19 protein-coding genes are annotated in these 19,621 nt (G+C 42.2%); 8 read left to right on the top strand and 11 right to left on the bottom strand.

Annotated elements, in window-relative coordinates; genetic code table 11:
* Window positions 1-143 precede the first annotated feature (143 nt).
* Complete coding sequence (gene rpsO / locus ACOOE0_RS10360; protein WP_420398855.1) at window positions 144-413, bottom strand: 30S ribosomal protein S15; 270 nt, start codon at window positions 411-413, stop codon at window positions 144-146.
* A 176-nt stretch (window positions 414-589) separates the two neighbouring features.
* Between rpsO and ACOOE0_RS10365 the strand changes: the two genes are divergently transcribed.
* Window positions 590-1,477, top strand: a complete 888-nt coding sequence (locus tag ACOOE0_RS10365) for a hypothetical protein (protein WP_420398856.1) — start codon at window positions 590-592, stop codon at window positions 1,475-1,477.
* A 45-nt stretch (window positions 1,478-1,522) separates the two neighbouring features.
* On the opposite strand, the gene accD is transcribed toward ACOOE0_RS10365, so the two are convergent.
* Genes accD through ACOOE0_RS10380 form a run of 3 tightly spaced genes read right to left on the bottom strand, consistent with a single transcriptional unit; the run spans window position 1,523 to window position 6,125 of the window.
* The gene (gene accD, locus ACOOE0_RS10370; protein ID WP_420398857.1) at window positions 1,523-2,383 is read right to left on the bottom strand and encodes an acetyl-CoA carboxylase, carboxyltransferase subunit beta; all 861 of its coding nucleotides are present in this window, start codon (window positions 2,381-2,383) and stop codon (window positions 1,523-1,525) included.
* A 37-nt stretch (window positions 2,384-2,420) separates the two neighbouring features.
* A complete protein-coding gene (fbaA, locus tag ACOOE0_RS10375) occupies window positions 2,421-3,488 on the bottom strand; it encodes a class II fructose-bisphosphate aldolase (RefSeq protein ID WP_420398858.1) in 1,068 nt (355 codons plus the stop codon).
* A gap of 54 nt (window positions 3,489-3,542) precedes the next feature.
* The gene (locus ACOOE0_RS10380; protein ID WP_420402213.1) at window positions 3,543-6,125 is read right to left on the bottom strand and encodes a BamA/TamA family outer membrane protein; all 2,583 of its coding nucleotides are present in this window, start codon (window positions 6,123-6,125) and stop codon (window positions 3,543-3,545) included.
* A gap of 24 nt (window positions 6,126-6,149) precedes the next feature.
* Between ACOOE0_RS10380 and ACOOE0_RS10385 the strand changes: the two genes are divergently transcribed.
* Window positions 6,150-6,872 carry a TrmH family RNA methyltransferase gene (locus tag ACOOE0_RS10385; RefSeq protein WP_420398859.1) on the top strand — a complete coding sequence of 241 codons (723 nt, stop codon included), beginning with the start codon at window positions 6,150-6,152 and terminating at the stop codon, window positions 6,870-6,872.
* Between the two features lie 235 nt (window positions 6,873-7,107).
* Here ACOOE0_RS10385 and ACOOE0_RS10390 read toward each other — a convergent pair whose 3' ends face one another.
* On the bottom strand, window positions 7,108-7,803 hold the full coding sequence (locus ACOOE0_RS10390; RefSeq protein WP_420398860.1) for a porin family protein: 696 nt from the start codon (window positions 7,801-7,803) through the stop codon (window positions 7,108-7,110).
* Window positions 7,804-7,807: 4 nt separating this feature from the next.
* Window positions 7,808-8,536: a bifunctional demethylmenaquinone methyltransferase/2-methoxy-6-polyprenyl-1,4-benzoquinol methylase UbiE gene (ubiE, locus tag ACOOE0_RS10395; RefSeq protein WP_420398861.1), complete on the bottom strand. Its 729-nt coding sequence runs from the start codon at window positions 8,534-8,536 to the stop codon at window positions 7,808-7,810.
* Window positions 8,537-8,731: 195 nt separating this feature from the next.
* On the opposite strand from ubiE, the gene trkA reads away from it, so the two are divergent.
* The 5 genes from trkA to ACOOE0_RS10420 are packed head-to-tail and all read left to right on the top strand — an operon-like array spanning window position 8,732 to window position 14,077.
* Window positions 8,732-10,081 (top strand): Trk system potassium transporter TrkA, encoded by a 1,350-nt coding sequence (gene trkA, locus ACOOE0_RS10400; protein WP_420398862.1) that lies wholly within the window; start codon window positions 8,732-8,734, stop codon window positions 10,079-10,081.
* Window positions 10,081-11,571 (top strand): TrkH family potassium uptake protein, encoded by a 1,491-nt coding sequence (locus ACOOE0_RS10405; RefSeq protein ID WP_420398863.1) that lies wholly within the window; start codon window positions 10,081-10,083, stop codon window positions 11,569-11,571. Before trkA ends, ACOOE0_RS10405 begins: the two co-directional genes overlap by 1 nt.
* Window positions 11,572-11,603: 32 nt before the next feature.
* Window positions 11,604-12,035, top strand: a complete 432-nt coding sequence (locus ACOOE0_RS10410) for a YybH family protein (RefSeq protein ID WP_420398864.1) — start codon at window positions 11,604-11,606, stop codon at window positions 12,033-12,035.
* A gap of 27 nt (window positions 12,036-12,062) precedes the next feature.
* On the top strand, window positions 12,063-13,010 hold the full coding sequence (locus ACOOE0_RS10415) for an ornithine cyclodeaminase family protein (RefSeq protein ID WP_420398865.1): 948 nt from the start codon (window positions 12,063-12,065) through the stop codon (window positions 13,008-13,010).
* 2 nt (window positions 13,011-13,012) lie between these two features.
* Entirely contained in the window at window positions 13,013-14,077 is a 1,065-nt protein-coding gene (locus tag ACOOE0_RS10420; protein WP_420398866.1) for a proline racemase family protein, read from the top strand.
* A gap of 30 nt (window positions 14,078-14,107) precedes the next feature.
* Here ACOOE0_RS10420 and ACOOE0_RS10425 read toward each other — a convergent pair whose 3' ends face one another.
* Window positions 14,108-15,295 (bottom strand): pyridoxal phosphate-dependent aminotransferase, encoded by a 1,188-nt coding sequence (locus ACOOE0_RS10425; RefSeq protein WP_420398867.1) that lies wholly within the window; start codon window positions 15,293-15,295, stop codon window positions 14,108-14,110.
* Between the two features lie 13 nt (window positions 15,296-15,308).
* A complete protein-coding gene (locus ACOOE0_RS10430) occupies window positions 15,309-16,409 on the bottom strand; it encodes a fatty acid desaturase family protein (RefSeq protein WP_420398868.1) in 1,101 nt (366 codons plus the stop codon).
* Window positions 16,410-16,521: 112 nt separating this feature from the next.
* On the opposite strand from ACOOE0_RS10430, the gene rsmG reads away from it, so the two are divergent.
* Complete coding sequence (gene rsmG, locus ACOOE0_RS10435; RefSeq protein ID WP_420398869.1) at window positions 16,522-17,163, top strand: 16S rRNA (guanine(527)-N(7))-methyltransferase RsmG; 642 nt, start codon at window positions 16,522-16,524, stop codon at window positions 17,161-17,163.
* Here rsmG and ACOOE0_RS10440 read toward each other — a convergent pair.
* The 3 genes from ACOOE0_RS10440 to ACOOE0_RS10450 form a co-directional block, all read right to left on the bottom strand.
* Window positions 17,160-17,282: a hypothetical protein gene (locus tag ACOOE0_RS10440; RefSeq protein ID WP_420398870.1), complete on the bottom strand. Its 123-nt coding sequence runs from the start codon at window positions 17,280-17,282 to the stop codon at window positions 17,160-17,162. The genes rsmG and ACOOE0_RS10440 overlap by 4 nt on opposite strands.
* A 105-nt stretch (window positions 17,283-17,387) precedes the next feature.
* Complete coding sequence (locus ACOOE0_RS10445) at window positions 17,388-18,290, bottom strand: T9SS type A sorting domain-containing protein (protein WP_420398871.1); 903 nt, start codon at window positions 18,288-18,290, stop codon at window positions 17,388-17,390.
* Between the two features lie 264 nt (window positions 18,291-18,554).
* The gene (locus ACOOE0_RS10450; RefSeq protein ID WP_420398872.1) at window positions 18,555-19,592 is read right to left on the bottom strand and encodes a DJ-1/PfpI family protein; all 1,038 of its coding nucleotides are present in this window, start codon (window positions 19,590-19,592) and stop codon (window positions 18,555-18,557) included.
* Window positions 19,593-19,621: the final 29 nt, after the last annotated feature.

Genomic DNA, 19,621 nt, shown 5'->3' on the forward strand with positions numbered 1-19,621 from the left:
GGACGGTCGGGTTGTGTTGTTGTTGTGTGTGCCCAGGGCACTGACCAATGAAAAACTATAGGTAGCTTTTTGTGTTGCCCAAAAATACAAATGGGACTTTGACTATAAAACAAAAGGGGAAGCCGTGACCTCCCCTTCAGTTTTTATTTTCTAATATTCAATTCCTTGATCAAGGAACGATATTTTTCAATATCCTTTTTCTTTAGGTAATCCAAAAGACTACGTCTTTTACCTACCAATTTTACCAAAGAACGCTCAGTGTTGTAATCCTTGTGGTTCTTTTTTAGGTGTTGTGTTAGGTGGTTGATACGGTGTGTGAACAATGCAATTTGCCCTTCCGTAGAACCGGTGTTGCTCTCAGAGCCGCCGTGCTTCTTAAAAATGTCGGCCTTTACTTCTTTAGTTAAATACATTCCAATATTTAGTTAAATGATTTTTATGTATGCGATTGTCAGTTCCTTCGATTTCCTCAGGACGAGCAATCAGCGTGCAAAGATAACCCCTTTTTTTGGAACGAAAAATTTTAACAGAAGATTAAACCTTTTGCTTTATGGAAGGTCAAAGAGGCAAACCATTAAATACAATCATTATGAAAAAGAGTCTCAAACAAATGAACTTGAAAAGAATTGCCCCACTATTTTTTGGAACAGTGTTATTGTTTATTGCCTCATGTTCTGAGGAAACGGAGTCCATGGAAGATGGAACGGACACGGATACAGAGGTAATCTCTGCTACCGAATTACAATATAGTGATGAAACAGAAATGATTTCTGAGGAGGTTACTACCATTGCGGAAGATGTTTATGCCACGGATGAAATCTCCCTGACTTCAAAATTTGATTATGTTTCAGACCATTTGCCCGATTGTGTTATTGTTACTACAGTGGTGACGGACACTACCAGGGAAAAGACCATTGATTTTGGTGATGGCTGCGAATTGCCCAATGGAAATGTACTTTCCGGGATTATTCATTTGAGCTATGAAAAGGATATGGAAGCCGCTTCCAAATCCATAGCCCTGTCTTTGGAAAATTTCACCTTTAATGGTGTTGCTGTTGAAGGTTCGGCAGATATCCTTAGGGTACGTGCCAACGAAAACGGAAACCCGCAGGGTACGGCCAACGCCTCTTTCAATGCTACATGGCCCGAAGGGGATACCGCATCTTTTGAAGGTACCCGCACGCGGGAATGGATCGAGGGATATGGCTCTGGCTTTTGGGGCGACAATGTTTTCTTGATTACGGGCAAGCGTACCTATATAGGACGCGAAGGCAATGAGTTTGTAAAGGAAGTGATTACACCGCTACGTAGGGAAATGGCATGTAGATTTATTGTGAGTGGTGTTCTGGAGATTTCAAGAAATGACAGTACCGCTAGCTTGGATTTTGGAGACGGTACCTGTGATGCCAAAGGAATTTTGACCCAACCTGATGGTACGGAGGTAGAAATATTCCTAAGACGTTTTTGGAAGAAGTAAAAAGAATAGGCTAAGTAAAAAAGCCCCGATTCATCGGGGCTTTTTTTATGCTCGTATCGGCTGATTCATTATCAGGTCGATGTATAGATTAATTTTCCTTTTCAGTTCTTTTCGGTGTGCAATAAAGTCCAAGAAACCATGTTCCTTCACAAATTCAGAAGTCTGGAAACCTTCCGGTAAATCCTTTCCCACAGTATCCTTGACCACTCTTGGGCCTGCAAAACCAATCAAAGCTCCAGGTTCTGCAATGTTAATATCACCCAGCATGGCGTACGAAGCGGTTGTTCCGCCCGTAGTTGGATCGGTACACAGAGAGATATAGGGAATCTTTGCCTCTGCCAATTGGGCCAGTTTGGCTGATGTTTTGGCCAATTGCATCAAAGAAAGCGCAGCTTCCATCATTCGTGCACCTCCCGATTTCGAAATCATCACAAATGGGATTTTTTTCTTTTTGGCCACATCGATGGCCCGGGAAATTTTCTCACCAACCACACTTCCCATAGATCCGCCAATAAAGCTAAAATCCATACAAGCTATGACCAATTCATTGCCATTGGACTTCCCAACCGCTGTTCGAACAGCATCCTTCAATCCTGTTTTTTGTTGAGCAGCCTTTAGCCTGTCCGAATACTTTTTGGTATCCACAAACTTCAAAGGGTCCTTGGCAGACAGCTTTTCATCCAATTCCTTGAACTTGTTGTCATCAAAAAGGATTTCAAAATACTCTTTGCTGCCAATTCTTACGTGATAATCGTCCTCTGGACTTACGTAAAAGTTTTTGGCCAAATCCTCTGACTCCACAATTTTACCTGTGGGCGATTTGTACCACAGGCCTTTGGGGGTGTCTTTTTTCTCCTCAGTAGCGGTTTGAATTCCTTTTTCCTTTCTCTTAAACCAAGACGACATGCAATCAGTATTAAATTAAACGGCTATTTATGGTCAATTACAACGTGTTCACGTTATTTAGATCTTCAAAGGCTTTTTTCAAGCGCTCAACAAATGCTTTTTCTCCATCACGAAGCCAAACCCGTGGGTCATAAAATTTCTTATTGGGCTGATCATCCCCATCGGGATTTCCAATTTGAGCTTGAAGATAGCCCGATTTATCCTGAACATAATCACGTACTCCGGATAGGAATGCATACTGTAAATCCGTATCGATGTTCATTTTTATAACACCATATCCAATGGATTCCCGTATTTCTTCAACTGAAGAACCGGAACCTCCGTGGAAAACAAAATCGATATGATTGTGCTCTACCCCGTATTTCTCGGAAACAAACTCCTGTGAATTTTTCAAGATTTTCGGAGTCAAGGTAACGTTACCTGGCTTATACACACCATGAACATTACCAAAAGCTGCAGCTATGGTGAATTTTGGGCTTACCTTGGACAATTCCTCATAAGCATAGGCCACTTCCTCTGGTTGGGTATATAATTTGGAGCTGTCCACATCGGTATTGTCCACACCATCTTCCTCGCCTCCGGTAACACCAAGCTCAATTTCCAAGGTCATGTCCATTTTGCTCATGCGCTCCAAATACTTTTTGCAGATTTCGATGTTCTCTTCAATGGGCTCTTCGGATAAATCGATCATATGCGAGCTGAACAACGATTTGCCAGTGGCAGCATAGTGCTCCTCGCTGGCTTCCAACATCCCATCAATCCAAGGCAATAATTTTTTTGCACAGTGGTCGGTATGAAGAATAACAGTTGCTCCGTAAGCTTCAGCCAATTGGTGAACGTGCTTGGCACCGGCCACGGCTCCAAGAACTGCAGCTCTCTGATTGTCATTGGACAGTCCTTTTCCAGCATTGAACTGGGCTCCTCCATTAGAGAATTGGACAATTACGGGCGAGTTTAGTGCGGCCGCAGTTTCCAAAACTGAGTTAATGGTATTGGAACCAATTACATTTACGGCTGGCAGGGCATATCCGTGTTCCTTTGCATGATTGAAAATAGCTTGAACTTCATCTCCTGTAGCTACTCCCGGCTTGATATTGTGGGACATAATTTTAGTTAGTTATTTGTTGATTTAGGGAACAAAAGTAATAAAATAATTAGTCTAGAAAGGATAATTGATTCCGATATTGAATACGGCTTCACTGAGGTTGTAATTCCTGAACCAACGTTGAGACCATTCTTCCGCTGGATTGTATGTTTTAAAGCCTACATCCAGTCGAAAAACGAAATAAGTGAAATCGTATCGCAACCCTAATCCGGTTCCCAAGGCAATGTCTGCCAAGGAGTTAAAATCGCTAAAAATAGCATCTGGATTATCCTCATTGTCAAAGACATTCCAAATGTTCCCCGCATCCGCAAACAACGCACCCTTCACATCACCCGCAATCGGAAACCGATATTCCAGGTTCATGGCAATTTTTAGGTTGGCCTCATTAAAATCGTTGATGTTGTCCGTGCTTCCAGGGCCCAATTCATAAGGATTCCATGCGCGGTTGTCATTGGAACCACCTGCAAAATAACTTCGGACAAATGGCACACTTTCAGAGTTCCCATAGGGCACCGCAAGTCCAAAGAAGCTTCGGAAGGCCAAAACATCCGTATCGGAAAGCTCCCAATGTCGAATGTAATCAAACTCGGTTTTGATATATTGGGAGAAAGGAACCCCAAAAACCAAGAGCTGTCCGTCGTCATTTTTGTTATAGGGAACCACATCTTCCAAAGCAGACAGTAGGTTTCCTGCACTTTCTAGCTTGACCCGAAGCTGGTAAAAGTCGTTGTCATTAATGTCCGTCCTACTATTTTTGGTGAAGGTGTAATTACTGGCAAAAATGAGATTGTTTTCAGTGAGCCGCTGTCGGCGTTCCTCTATACTGTTTACCTCATTAAAATCATCTTGGGATACTGGAATTTCATTGTTCAAAACTGCTTGCACAAATCCGTTTGCCCCATCAGGGATGCTTAATCTAGGATCATTCGGGTCACTGGAATCCTCGAAAAAGGAGGCATACTGCGGATCCGTGTCAAAATCATCAGCTATGATGTCCAGATTGTTGAAGGTATTTCGATATTCGTTGTAAAAATTATCTGGATTTACATTTCTTACGAACTCAATGTTCATCAGTTCAATATTGTTCTTCAAACTCAATGTCGGGGTCCAATTATAGGACAAAACCGTGTTGAACGTTTGCCTATCCAACCCAAGGTTACGTTGAAAATTGGTACCCACCAAAAACCGACTTTGGGGTAACATATAATAAGGAATAATGCCCTCTGTGTTCAGCGGAAACCAAATGCGTGGAAAAGTGATATTGATATCTCCCCCCAGCTCAGAGGTAAATGTCTCATCAGAGAGTGAAGGGTTCTTTAATAATCCAATGGAACCTCTAGCTGATATATTCAAGGTTTCCGCTCCCCCAAAAACATTTCTGGTAATCACGGTAGCGCCAAATACGGTACCCACCTGTTGAATGTTGGAGTGGGTTACATCAAAATCCAAGTTCAAGGAAAACTTGGGTCTTGGTGCCAGATAAATGTTGGTGATGAGTTGGGCCTGTGTAGAATCCGGTATAAACTCAATATTGGGATACTTAAAAGTGTTTAGGTTGGTGATTTGCCTATAGGTCCTGATCCGGTCCAAATCGCGGTAGATGCTGTCCTTTTGAAAGAAAATGGCATCCGTAAGCGCTTTGGGTCTGTATCTGAGCTTGTTATTGTAAAAAATGGTGTAGTTGCCATATTCCAAAGTGCTGAGGGAATCTTGGCTTCCAGCTATCTGATAATCGGCAAATACGTTGATTTTTTTGAACCGATGGATGCGATAAGGACTTTGGGCAGTACTATCATTGGTGCTTCGCGGTTTTTGAATATTCAATTGTACATCCATCAATTGATCATCAGCGGCCAGGGTTGTATCCCTTAAAATATCGTAGTTGATGGAACTTTCCTGAAAATTATACACTCCGGAATTCCTGAAAAGGATGGTCAACCGTTCACGTTCATTGTTGAAGTTGAGCAAATCAAATTGATCCCCTTCCTTAACAAAGGATTGCTCGGCCGTTTTATTGTAAATGGAATCCAATTCGGGAGAAGTAATGTTGGTGACCACGGTATCTACCATAAATGGCTTTTCCAGATTGATTTTGTACTCAATTCCCGCCCGTTTTTTTCTTTTGCTCTCTACAATATCAAAGCTCCCTGTATTGTTAAAGTAACCCTTGCTGTTGTAGTAAGCCTGCAAACGATCCACCGTTTTTTGTGTTAAGCTGGTATCGATTACTGACGGTGGTTCGCCAATTCTCTTTAGAAATTCACTGGCACCCTTAACCACAAAGGACTCTCTAAGACGATTTACCTGTTTTTGGGAAAGCAGGTTGTTGAGTCGCTTTTCTCTTTTTTCTTTTCGATGAAGCCAATCGGTAAATGAAGAATCTGGATTGTCCTTGGCCAAATTGTAAAGATTTAGCCGAAGCGGATACCCCAAAACACTGCTATTGGGTTTTTGGACGATTAGGCTTCGAATATCCTCATCCGTTATTTTCTCATCATCGGCATAAATGGAGTTCTTGGTGAGCAGTAATTCGTTGTCCTCCACCTTTTTTAAGGTATTGCAACCAAGCATGGTCAGCATAAGCAACAATAGCCCTATTTTTGCCCAGTAATGCATTAGACCAAAAGAACCCCTCATAGACGCCAAAAATACACGATTTAGATGGTTACCAAAAACCAAATTAAGCTAGTTACAAGCTTACAGCAAAAAAAGTACCGAAGTCAACATAAGCTGTTTGTTGTGGAAGGTAAAAAGTCCGTAAGTGAGTTGTTGGCAGAGGGATTGATTCCCTTTAAAATATTTATTGACCCAGCCTTGAAAGGATTGGAATTTAAAGAAACGGTAGCCGTGACCACCCGGGATTTGAAACAAATGAGCGGGCAAACAACCCCCAGTGGTGTCTTGGGTGTTTTTCATATGCCCGAACCCCAGGAATCCATACAAGCAGATTGGATTGTAGCTTTGGACGCTGTCCGGGACCCAGGAAATATGGGCACTATCATCCGATTGTGTGATTGGTTTGGAATCAAGCATCTGATTTGTTCCCCTGATACCGTGGATTGCTATAATCCAAAAGTATTGCAAGCCACCATGGGATCCATAGCCCGCGTACAGATAGATTATATGGAATTACCGAATTTCCTTAAAACAACAAAACTTCCGGTTTATGGGGCCTTTATGGATGGGGAAAACGTCTATCGGGAGGACATTCCCGAAAAAGGTATTTTGGTCATGGGCAATGAGGCGAACGGAATTTCCAAAGAAGTGGAACAGGCTATTGCAAAACGAGTGTCTATTCCACAGTTTGGCCCAAAATCAGCAGAAAGTTTGAATGTTGCAACCGCAACTGCTATTCTTCTTAATGAGATTAGGAGGAATTCTTGAATTTTGAATTTTGAGTTTTGGAATTTATAGTTTCACTATCCAACTATCCAACTATCCAACTATCCAACTATCCAACTATCCAACTATCCAACTATCCAACTATCCAACTATCCAACTATCCAACTATCCAACTATCCAACTATCCAACTATCCAACTATCCAACTATCCAACTATCCAACTATCCAACTATCCAACTATCCAACTATCCAACTATCCAACTATCCAACTATCCAACTACTCAAAAGTAAAATTGATAAAGAATCCTCTGGTGCGCATGGCATTGATGTTGCCTGTCCAAGGGCTGTTGGGGTCGTTGTCAGGTACCAATTCGTCCGTTAGGGCAAATACCCCTCTTATGGAAGGTGAAAATTTAAAATACTCTGTGTAAATATCTATTCCAAAGCCCAATTCATACCCATAGACATTCTTTTTCATACGGAATTCACCCGTACTGTTGTCATCCAAACTGTCCTCCTTGCTTCCTAGATTCATGGCCGTGTAAACGCCTCCAGTGACGAACGGCTTCCAGTTGCCAAAACGCTTGGCACTGGCTTTGAGCAACAATGGAAAACGGATATAGGTGGAACGGACTTCCCTAAAAGCGTCATTCTCATCGCTAAACCATCTAAATCCCAAAATCCGTTGCGTGTATAAAAGACCTGGCTCAAAGCGGGCATCCAAAAATTCGTTGATTCGTAGCTCACCAATCAATCCAACGTTAAAGCCTACACTCTTGTCCACCAAGATGTCTTGACTTGTATTGTTTTTATAATCAAATTGGAAATCGTATTGATTAAACCCGAGATAATAACCCCAGTTCAACAACTTCTGATCCTCCGTCTGAAGATTTAGAATGGGATCTTTTTTGAATTGGGACAAGGCACTTTGGCATACCAAGAGCAAGCCAAGTAACGATAAGAGGTTTTTCATCAATTTATTTTGTCGCGACATATATAGATGCCACCCCAAATGTCTGGGGTTTGTTCTCTATACCTATAAACCCAATTTTGGCCAAAATATTGTTGAAAGCTTTACCGTGTGGAAACTTGGAAGCGGATTCGCTCAAATAAGCGTAGGCAGACCGGTCTTTGGAGAAAATTTTGCCTATAACGGGCAAGATGTAGCCGCAGTACAACCCGTAACCCTGTTTAAATGGAAATTTAGTAGGCACAGAGGTCTCCAGGATGACCAAACTGCCCCCAGGCTTTAAAACCCTATGTATTTCCTGAAGCCCCTTTTCAAGATTCTCGAAATTTCGTACCCCAAAAGCTACCGTAACGGCATCAAAGGATTGGTCTTTAAAAGATAGGTTTTCGCTGTCACCTACTACCATTTCAATGATGTTTTCAAGCTTTTTGTTGGTGATTTTGGTTTTTCCAACCTCCAACATTCCAGGGGAAATGTCCAATCCCACTATATGTTCGGCGCCTGTTGCTGTCATGGCAATGGCCAAATCTCCGGTACCTGTGGCAATATCCAGGATGGAATCTGGTTTTTTTCCTTTAAGAATTTCCACAACCCTTTTGCGCCATTTAACATCAATACCAAAGGAAATAACCCGATTTAGCCCGTCGTAATCCTTGGAAATGGTATCGAACATCTGGGTGACCTGTTCCTTTTTTCCCAGCTCGGAATCCTTGTATGGGGTGACTTTTTTTGACATTCACTGAATTTGGGGGCAAATATACAACTTCGGTATATGGAAGGCGTACAAAAATAATTGTGTAATTTTGCCGTACAACAAAGGAAAGCTTTTCCGTATCATGTTACGTATGTGTCTTTTTGGACCAAATCTCTATTCTTTTTTTACCATTTGTAGCGCGAATTGAATTTATTTAAGAACATCTTATTTTAATCGATGAAGATTATTATTGCCGGAGCTGGTGAAGTAGGTTTTCATTTGGCAAAACTCTTGTCTTATGAAGCGCAGGATATTACATTGATCGATACAGACAAGGAAAGCCTTACCTATGCGGACAATCATTTGGATATTCGCGTACTTCGAGGTGATGCCACCTCCATAGAAGTTTTACGGGATGCCAAGGTGCAGAGCTCCGAATTGGTGATAGGAGTAACGGCTTCGGAAACTACCAATTTGACCCTTTGTATGTTGGCGAAGCAACTAGGGTGCAAACGTACCATTGCACGAATATCCAATACCGAGTTCATGGATAATAGGGAACTCATTAAGTTTGATGAGTTGGGGATAGATGAATTGATATCACCCGAGGAATTGGCTGCTACTGAGATCCAGTTATTATTGAATCAGTCGGCGTTTAATGATACCTATGAATTTGAGGGCGGTCTCTTGACCATGATTGGCGTTTTTCTTCCTAAAGCAGCCCCATTTGTGGGCAAGATGGTAAAAGAAGCCGCCAAAATCTTTCCCGAACTGCACTTTATGCCCATTGCACTGCAACGCATGGGCACCCAATTTACATTGATTCCAAGAGGTGATACCGTTTTTAAGGAAGGCGATCAGGTGTACTTTATAACCACCAGTGAAGGGGTAGAGGAACTCTACAAACTAACTGGAATGCAGAAAAAGGACATCAAAAATGTGATGATCTTGGGTGGGAGCAAGGTGGGCTTCAAGACAGCCAGGGACCTTTGTACCAAAAAATTCAATGTAAAGTTGATAGAAAAGGACAAGGAAAAGGCCTTTGATATAGCGGATGATCTTCCGCATGCCTTGGTCATCAATGGGGATGGAAGGAATGTTGAGCTATTGGACGAAGAAAGTTTGGATTCCATGGACGCGTTCATTGCGGTAACGGGAAATTCGGAAACCAATATAATGTCCTGTTTGGTTGCAAAATCAAAAAAGATAAAGAAGACTATCGCCATGGTAGAAAATATGGACTACTTCCAGCTTTCACAGTCCATTGGGGTGGATACACTTATCAATAAAAAACTGCTTGCAGCCAACAATATCTTTAGATATATCCGAAGAGGGGAAGTCTTGGCACTTACCCGCTTGAATAACCTTAACGCAGAAATTCTCGAGTTTGAGGTTAAACCAACTTCCTTGGTCAACGGGGAGATTATCAAGGAATTGAATTTCCCTCGGGAAGCGAGTATTGGGGGTGTAATCCGAGATGGAAAGGGAATTATTGCCCTTGGGGATTTCAAGATTCTGGAAGGGGACCGTGTTGTGGTATGTTGCTTACCCAAGGCCATTCCAAGGATTGAAAAGCTCTTCTTATAATGGGCCTTAATACGCGAATAATTGTTCATATCATGGGATTATTGCTGCTCTGCAATGGTTCCTTTATGCTGGTGGCGGCCTTTGTCAGTGGACTGTACAAGGATGGTGTTACCCTAGATATCAGTTTGGCGGCCATTGTAACCATGTTGTTTGGGGTTATGGCTATGTTCTATACCCGAGGTCATAGAAAGGAGGTCAAGCGTAAGGAAGGATATATTGTGGTGACCTTTGGTTGGATCATCATGTCTATTTCCGGGACGCTTCCCTACCTTTTTTCCGGAGCCATCCCAAGTATTACTGATGCCTTTTTTGAAACCATATCAGGGTATACCACTACTGGTGCATCCATTTTAAACGATATAGAGGCATTGCCCAAAGGCATTCTGTTTTGGCGAAGTTTGACGCATTGGATCGGAGGGATGGGTATCATTGTACTTGCCATAGCCATTCTACCACTTTTGGGAATAGGGGGAATGCAGCTTTTTGCGGCGGAAGCTCCAGGCCCCGCCGGAGACAAATTGCACCCTCGTATAACCGATACCGCAAAGCGATTGTGGCTCATTTACTTTGGTTACACCGTGGCAGAAACGGTACTGTTGAATTTGGCAGGGATGTCCCTGTTTGATGCCATGAACCACGCCTTGGCAACACTTTCCACTGGTGGATTTTCTACCAAAAATGCCAGTTTGGCCTACTGGAACCATCAACCTATCATTCAATACATTACCATTTTGTTCATGTTCTTGGCAGGGAGCAATTTTGTGTTGAGCTATTTCGCGTTTACTGGAAAAGTCCAGCGAATTCTTAAAGATGAGGAGTTTAAATACTACTCCATTTTAATAGTGCTGTTTGCCTTGGCTGCTTTTTTGGTGGTGAATTATAAGGTGGAAGTTCCAGTTTCCGATTTCCATCCCATGGTGTGGGGAGCTACTGAAAGTGCCTTTAGGCACGCCTTGTTTCAGGTGGTGGCCATTGTGACCACTACGGGTTTTGTAACGGCTGATTTTACGAGTTGGACCTCTTTTTTGACCGTTTTCTTTTTTGGTTTGATGTTCTTGGGAGGGTCCGCAGGATCCACTGCAGGGGGAATCAAGGTGATGCGACACTTGTTGATCATTAAAAATGGAATTTTGGAGTTTAAGCGCACCTTGCACACCAATGCCGTAATTCCTGTTCGGTATAACGAAAAGACAGTTACCGAGCATATCGTTTACAATATTATCGCCTTTTTTGTGCTTTACATGTTGCTATTTATCATAGGATCCTTGGTATTGGGCTTTATGGGACTGGATTTTGTTTCCGCCATTGGTGGTGCAGCCTCATCATTGGGTAATGTGGGACCTGCTTTGGGAGACCTAAATCCGGTAAGTAACTATGCCAGTCTTCCTGCGGCTGGTAAATGGTGGTGTGGTTTTCTTATGCTTTTGGGCAGATTGGAGCTTTTTACGGTCCTTATCCTGATGACCCCATATTTCTGGAAAAAAACGTAGTTTTCCGTTCCGAAGTAAATCAACTGGACGTCATGAATAAAATATTTACTTTCCTTATTGGGATGTTGCTCCTGTGTATGGCTTGCAATACCTCAGAAGAAGCCGATAAAGCTGAAATCATTAGCTTGTTAAGAGATCAGGAAAAAACGTGGTCAAATCACGATTTGGAGGGGTTTATGCAAACCTATTGGAAGAGTGATTCCTTGAAGTTTTATGGAGCCAATGGCTTGACCTTGGGCTGGCAAAAAACATTGGAAGGTTACCAAAAAAGATATCCGACCAAGGATGAAACGGGAACCTTGAATTTCACTATTGATGACATGACCCAAATAGAGTCCAACTCTTATCATGTCATGGGGCAGTACCATTTAAAAAGAAAAGCTGGAGATGCCAATGGGGTGTTTTTGATTATTCTTCGCAAGATTGATGGGGAGTGGAAAATTGTGGCGGATATGTCCTGTTGAAATCCATTTTAGTTCTATTTTTCAAACATGCAACCACTACAGATCAGCTCGGAATTTATTGAAGAGCACACCAATTTTTTGGAATTGACCCAGGCGCTGCAAGAAGGATTTGCAAATAACAATATGCTGGTTCCCGAGCGTCATCATCACGATTTTCCAAATCCAGAGACCCAAAAGGATACTACTTTGTTATTGATGCCTGCATGGAATCCAGGCAATGAAGCAGGGGTTAAAGTGGTAACGGTAAACCCGGGAAATGACAAATTCGACCTACCGTCCATTCAGGGAAGTTATTTGTACTTGGATGCCAAAACAGGGGTATTAAAGGCCATCATGGAGGCAAAGAATTTGACTGCCAAGCGCACTGCCGCGACATCTGCTTTGGCTTCGTCTTTTCTATCCAGGAAAAATACGGAGACCATGCTTATTATTGGTACTGGGGCCTTATCCATCAATCTGATCAGGGCGCATGCAACGGTTCGTCCAATAAAGAAGGTCTATATATGGGGTAGGAGTCAAACAAAAGCGGATGCTGTATGTCAGGAACTCTCCCAAGAGCCTTTTGAAGTTTGCAGCGTGCCTAGTGTAGCATCCTGTATTGGAGATGTGGACTTGGTGTCCTGTGCCACGCTTTCCGAAACACCTTTGGTGATTGGAAGCGACCTTGTTCCCGGACAGCATATTGATTTGGTAGGAGCCTACAAGCCAAACATGAGGGAATCTGATGATGAGACCATTCGCAGGGCATCGGTGTTTTTGGATACTCGCGAAAGTGGGCTGAAGGAAAGTGGCGATATCGCCATCCCGTTAAAAAATGGACTTTTGAAGGAGTCGGATATCAAAGCGGATTTATTTGACTTGTGTGCGGAGGCGGTTCCTGGAAGGACTTCGGAAAATGAAATAACCCTTTTTAAATCCGTGGGACACGCTTTGGAGGATTTGATTGCCGCAAGCTATTATTATTCCAAATTTTAAGAATGGGACAAACGTACGATAGGATTTTAGAGCATAACACATTTGATCCACCCAAGGACTGGTTGCAGATCAAGACCATAGATATGCATACGGGAGGTGAACCCCTTCGCGTCATTGTGGGTGGTTTCCCGGAATTGAAAGGGAACAATGTGCTGGAATACCGAAGGTATTGCAAGGAGCATTACGATGAACTGCGAACTGCTTTGATGTTTGAGCCCAGAGGGCATGCGGATATGTATGGCTGTATACTGTTGCCTCCCAATGACGAGGAAGGCGATTTTGGGATTATTTTCCTTCACAACGAAGGGTATAGTACCATGTGTGGGCATGCCATCATAGCCATTTCCACCCTGGCTGTTCAGATGGGGTGGGTTGATGAAAAAGAAGGAGTGACCGAGTTGAAAATTGACGCTCCTTGCGGACGAATTTACTCCTATGTTGAAATGGATGGGAAAGAAATAAAAGGAGTTCGATTTCATTGTGTGCCCAGCTTTGTAGTGGGATTGGATAGAAAAGTAAGGGTGAAAGGATTGGGAGAGGTGACCTACGATTTGGCATATGGCGGCGCTTTTTATACCTATGTTGACCTTAGAAAGAACAAGCTGGAATTGGCACTGGATTCAGATTCATTCCAAGATTTGATAAGAAAGGGAATGGGTATCAAGCATGCCGTGATGGAGCAAGACCAAGAGATATTGCATCCTTTTGAAGAGGATTTGAGTTTTCTTTATGGCACTATTTTTATTGATGGTTCCGAAACTCAAGGGGTGGATAGTAGAAATGTCTGCATTTTCGCTGAGGGAGAAGTGGATCGTTGTCCCACAGGTTCCGGTGTTTCTGGTAGAATGGCCATTCATTGGGCCAGGAATGAGATAAAATCTGGGCAGGCCATGGTGATAGAAAGCATCACTAATTCCACATTTGTTGGAAGTGTGGTGAAGGAAGTTGATTATGGTCCATTCACCGCTGTTATTCCCCAGGTTGAGGGCACGGCTCACATAACTGGGATGCATACGTTTGTTTTGGATCCCAAAGACCCCATGAAAAAAGGGTTTATCTTAAGATAAACCCCCTTATATTCCTTTGACGGATGTGGGTTAGACAACTGCCTTAATTCGGGCAATGGCTTCTTTGATTTCTTCCACACTGGCTGCATAGGAAATACGGATGGAATTTCCATTTCCAAAGGCATCACCTGTAACGGTGGCCACATTGGCTTCTTCCAACAAGTACATTGCAAAATCCGAAGCATTGTTAATTTTCTTGCCGTTCAATGTCTTTCCGAAATAGGCTGAAACATCAGGATAAACATAAAAAGCACCTTGGGGCTCATTGCATTTAAAGCCTGGAATATTGTTCAGGAGTTCCAAAATGAGCTTTCGCCTGTTTTTAAACTCGTCAACCATGTATTGAACCCTGCTTGGTGGTTCCAAAAGGGCGGTGATTACCGCGCGCTGCGCAATACAGTTGGCTCCACTGGTTACTTGACCTTGCAATTTGTTGCAAGCCCGGGCAATATAGCTTGGGGCTCCAATATACCCGATTCTCCATCCGGTCATGGCAAAAGCCTTGGCTACCCCATTCACCGTAACGGTGCGATCGTACATGTCTTCAAAACCAGCCATAGAGGCATGCTGGGTTACCCCATAGTTGATATGTTCGTAGATTTCATCACTGACCACAACAATTTGGGGATGTTTTTGGAGCACATCGGCCAAACCTCTTAATTCTTCCTTGCTATAAATGGAACCACTTGGGTTGCAAGGAGAGGAATACCAAAGCATTTTGGTCTTTGGCGTAATCGCCGCCTCCAATTGCTCTGGTGTCATTTTAAAATCATTTTCTATGGAAGTGGCAACCTCTACGGGAACCCCATCGGCCAATTTTACAATATCGCTGTAGCTTACCCAATATGGACAAGGTAGGATAACTTCATCGCCTTTGTCCAAACAGGCTTGCGCCACATTATAAAGAGCTTGTTTGGCCCCTGTGGAAACTACAATTTGTGAGCGGTCATAACCAATGCCGTTATCCCGCTGAAATTTGGTGATGATGGCATCCTTAAGTTCTACATAGCCGTCAACTGGAGTGTAGGAGTTGTATCCATCATTAATGGCCTGAATGGCCGCTTCCTTAATGTAATCTGGCGTATTGAAATCCGGTTCTCCCAGACTTAAACCAATAATATCTTTTCCTGAAGCTCTCAGCTCACGGGCTTTTGCCGCCATTTCAAGGGTTGCCGAAGGAACTAAACTATTAATTCTTTCAGAAAGTTGGTTGCTCATGGACCTTGCTATTTTACTGAAATTGAAGGGCTGGGTTTTTCCCCAACTCCTTTAGATGTTTGAAGTGCGAAATTATGGCTTTTCGTGTAGTTTTATATTCGTTGTAGGGCAAATTAAATTCCCTGGCCGTCTGTTTCACAATTTTGGAAATTTTTGTGTAGTGAATATGGCTGATGTTAGGAAATATATGGTGCTCCACTTGGTGGTTCAATCCACCGGTAAACCAATTTACAATCCTGTTTTTGGTCCCAAAATTAACGGTTGTAGCAAGCTGATGGATGGCCCAAGTATTTTTCATTGTACCATCTTTCTCTGGAAGCGGAGTTTCCGCATCATGGACAATATGAGCCAGCTGGAAAACCACACTTAGAATCACTCCCGCCACATAGTGCATAATAAAGAAGCCCAATAGTACTTGCCACCAAGGAATTTCAACAAAAATCAATGGAAGCACAATCCAAATAGTAATATATATGGCCTTTGTAATTACCAAAGTACTCCAATTGATAATCGGATTGGGTAATTTTCCATAGGACAGCTTTCGCTTCATGTAGCGATACATTTGCTGAAAATCTGTGGTGATGGCCCAGTTGAAAGTCAAAAGTCCATACAAGAAAATGGAATAGTAATGCTGAAATTTATGGTGTTTCTGCCATGCTGCATGTTTGGAAAAACGAAGGATACGGCCTGCCTCCATGTCTTCATCGTGCTCGTGGATATTGGTATAGGTATGGTGCAATACATTATGCTGTACCTGCCAATTGTAAACATTGCCTGCCAAGATGTAGATACTACCCCCCATTAACTTGTTCACCCATTTTTTGGTGGAATAAGAGCCGTGGTTTCCATCGTGCATAACGTTCATTCCAACTCCGGCCATGCCCACACCCATGGTTATGGATAACAATACGTAGCCCCAAAAAGGTAAGTTTAAGGTCAGCATTAAAAAATAGGGAGTCAAAAAGACGGCGAACATCACTATGGTTTTCAAGTGAAGTTTCCAATTACCGGTTTTCTTGATTTGGTTTTCACTAAAGTATTGGTTAACCCGTTTATTTAGTGTTCTAAAAAATTGTGCGGAATCTTTTCTTGAAAACCGTATGGTATTTTCCATAAAATATTTTTTTATAAAAATAGCTATTAATGTCTTGCAATAGCCACTTCCATTTCTAAACGAGAATTAGGTGCCCAAAAGTATTAATTTTGCCGAAATTAACAGTTAACAAATGGGCTCAGATTTGATCTTTAACTATTTTACGACACTCACCGAAAAACAGAAGGAGCATTTTCAGGCTTTGGAGGCATTATATCAGGATTGGAACAAGAAAATAAATGTAGTGTCCAGAAAAGATATTGACGAGTTGTATTTGCGCCATGTACTGCATTCATTGGGGATAGCCAAAATTCAAACTTTCAATTCAGGGTCTATGGTTCTCGATGTGGGTACCGGAGGAGGTTTTCCAGGAATACCGTTGGCCATCCTTTTCCCCGAAGTCCAATTCACTTTGGTGGACGCTATTGGCAAAAAAATACGTGTGGTACAGGAAGTGGTGGATGGACTTCAGTTAGACAATGTGAAAGCTTTGCACACAAGGGTTGAGGACTTGGAGGAACAATTTGATTTTATTGTTAGCAGGGCAGTTGCCGCTATGCCAACTTTTGTCCGTTGGACCAAGGGGAAAATCAAAAAAGACTCGATGCATAGTAGAAAAAATGGGATTCTCTACTTGAAAGGTGGCGACCTGTCAGAGGAACTACGGCCCTATCAAAACGCTCAAGTTTTTGATTTGAAGGATTATTTTTCCGAAGATTTTTTTGAAACCAAAAAGGTGGTGTATTTACCTCAAAAATACAAGGTATCCCGTTAAATGCTCAAGGTGTCATAATACAACAACCTACATTTTTTGGCATAGGTCTTTAAGTATTGCCATATGCTTTCATACCTATCAGCCACCATTTTTCTCCAAATACGCGTCCGTGAAGTCATAATTTGATGGTTTAGTTCCTAAAGATAAATAGATTACGTTTACTTTACAATTACTTAACGTTAAATTTACATAGAAATTGTCTTGATGACGATTTTTAGCTGTCTCTAATTATTTATTACCAGTTTTTTGGACTCGGTAGAACCATCACCAAAATGTACTGTCACGAAATAGATTCCATTTCCCTTTTCCAATAGATGTATAGGATTTTCCATATCTGGATTATCGATGGACTGGATTAAGATACCGTAGCTATTGTGGATATTTACCTCTGCTATTTGGGAATTCTGATTATTGGATTGAATAGTAAGTTGTGTTTTGGCTGGATTGGGATACATGATTGATTTTGCATTATTTCCACCATTTCCTCCACAATCCAACAGAAAACTATTGCATTTTTTAATGCAATCTGTTCCATTTTCAAGAGTTACTTCGGCACAAACAGCCATATAGTAATTGGTCCAGTTTCCTGGCGGATAGTAGAAAGATGCCGTATTGCCGGTGGTCACAACTGTTCCAGAGTGCCCTGCTAAGGCCCATGTCCATTTTATGGATTTAATTTTTTCCAAATTTTCTATAGCCGCCATTCCAGTGGCGCACAATCCATTTCCGGCCTCATTGGAGAATATGATATCTTCCTCGGAAGGACAATCTCCAGATGAACCCATGCCCCCTCCACCTTCACTGCCACCACCTTCTCCGATCATGCCATTTTCACATTCGTGGGATACGCAGGTTTCAACACAGCTCCCATTCGTAAAACGAATCAGTTTAAGTTTAAAAACTCCAGATCCACAGCTTATCGCTACATTTTGGTTCGTGTTTGAACCCATAATACTGGCGACCCCGCTACAAATCTCCCAATAATAGGCTTGGGCATTGGTTGCACTAAAGGTTCCGTCTCCGTTATAAGAAATTGAATTGGAAACATCATTACAATTCTGACATTGCCCATAACCGGTTGGACTAAATAAAATACATAGGAGTACAATTGGTAATATTCTCATCATATCAACCCAAAATTGATGGGTCATTTCATCTACATTTTCAATACAATTAATTGAATTTTTGTTGTGACCCTGGTTAAAGGGGAAAAGTAAGTGTTGTATGGTTGTGAAATGCGCCTGATCTGACGGTTGGCCCTTTTGGATTAACCTATGAAGTATTTGTATGGTAAAACGTGTAGATTTATCCAAATAAAAGAAAAAGGCCATGGTGATTACCATGACCTTCTAAGGACTGTTTGGTATGTTTACTTTGGTTGGATTGAGTGATTACAACTTCTTGTAGATAGCCCCATTTTCTGTGAGGGAGTAACCAATAATTTGGTTGGCATCGTTTCTTTTGAAGTATATGGGCTCACTATTGACATTGGAGAACATATCTTCACTTTCGTGATATACGGGATAAGGAATTCCATTGATTAGCGCCTGCAGATTTTCCTTTTCCCCGTTGTAGGCAACTATAATCTGACTTCCATCCTCATGTTCGTACTTTCCTTCAAATTCGCGGAAAAAACGTGCATTTGCCAACTGGTTGTAGGGACTGTCGTTGGACAAAATCAATCCGTCACCAGGTTTCCAATTATCATATTCCATATAGTAGGCCGTGCGTTTGGCTGCATTTAGTCCTTGAAGTTTAGCTACTAAGTGCAAGGCGCCATCTATTCCAGCAGATACCCCTGCTGTAGTGATGACTTTGCCATTATCTACAAAACGAGCGTCCTTTTTTACGTCAATCTTTGGATAGTCCTTTTCCAGACTATTCAGGGCACTGTGAAAGGTAGTAGCTGTTTTTCCGTCCAAAAGACCTGCCTCTGCAAGGACAAACGCTCCTGTGCATACAGAAAAGTGGTATTGAACTTCCTCTTGTTTTTGAACCCACTGGATAACATCCTTGTTCTGGGATGCGGCCCCCGAATTGCCTCCAAAAAAGGCTAAAATATCTGCCTTTGGGGCATTCTCAATACTGTAATCTGGGATGACCTTTAGTGTACCTTGGGAAATTATAGGCTCCTGGGTGGCTGAAACGGTAAATACTTTGTATCCTGAATATACAAAAACCTCCATAGGGCCTGCAAAATCAAGGACTTCCACACCGTCTTGCAGATAAAAGGCTATGGTTTTGGACAAATCCTTTCGAATCAGGACCATGTTGCAATCCGTACAGATACCAGGGCCGTCGTGTTCCACTTCGTCACAGGACATGTTGCAAGGGGGGCAAATGTATTTGGTGGATGGAATTTGGGAATCTTGGGCAAGGCCGTTGGAAATCATAAATAGTAGCGTGATAATAAAAAAAGACTGTTTCATTGTTTCTTGTTTGATGATGAAACAAAATT

It is taken from the genome of Flagellimonas sp., assembly GCF_965215805.1.
GTDB lineage: Bacteria > Bacteroidota > Bacteroidia > Flavobacteriales > Flavobacteriaceae > Flagellimonas.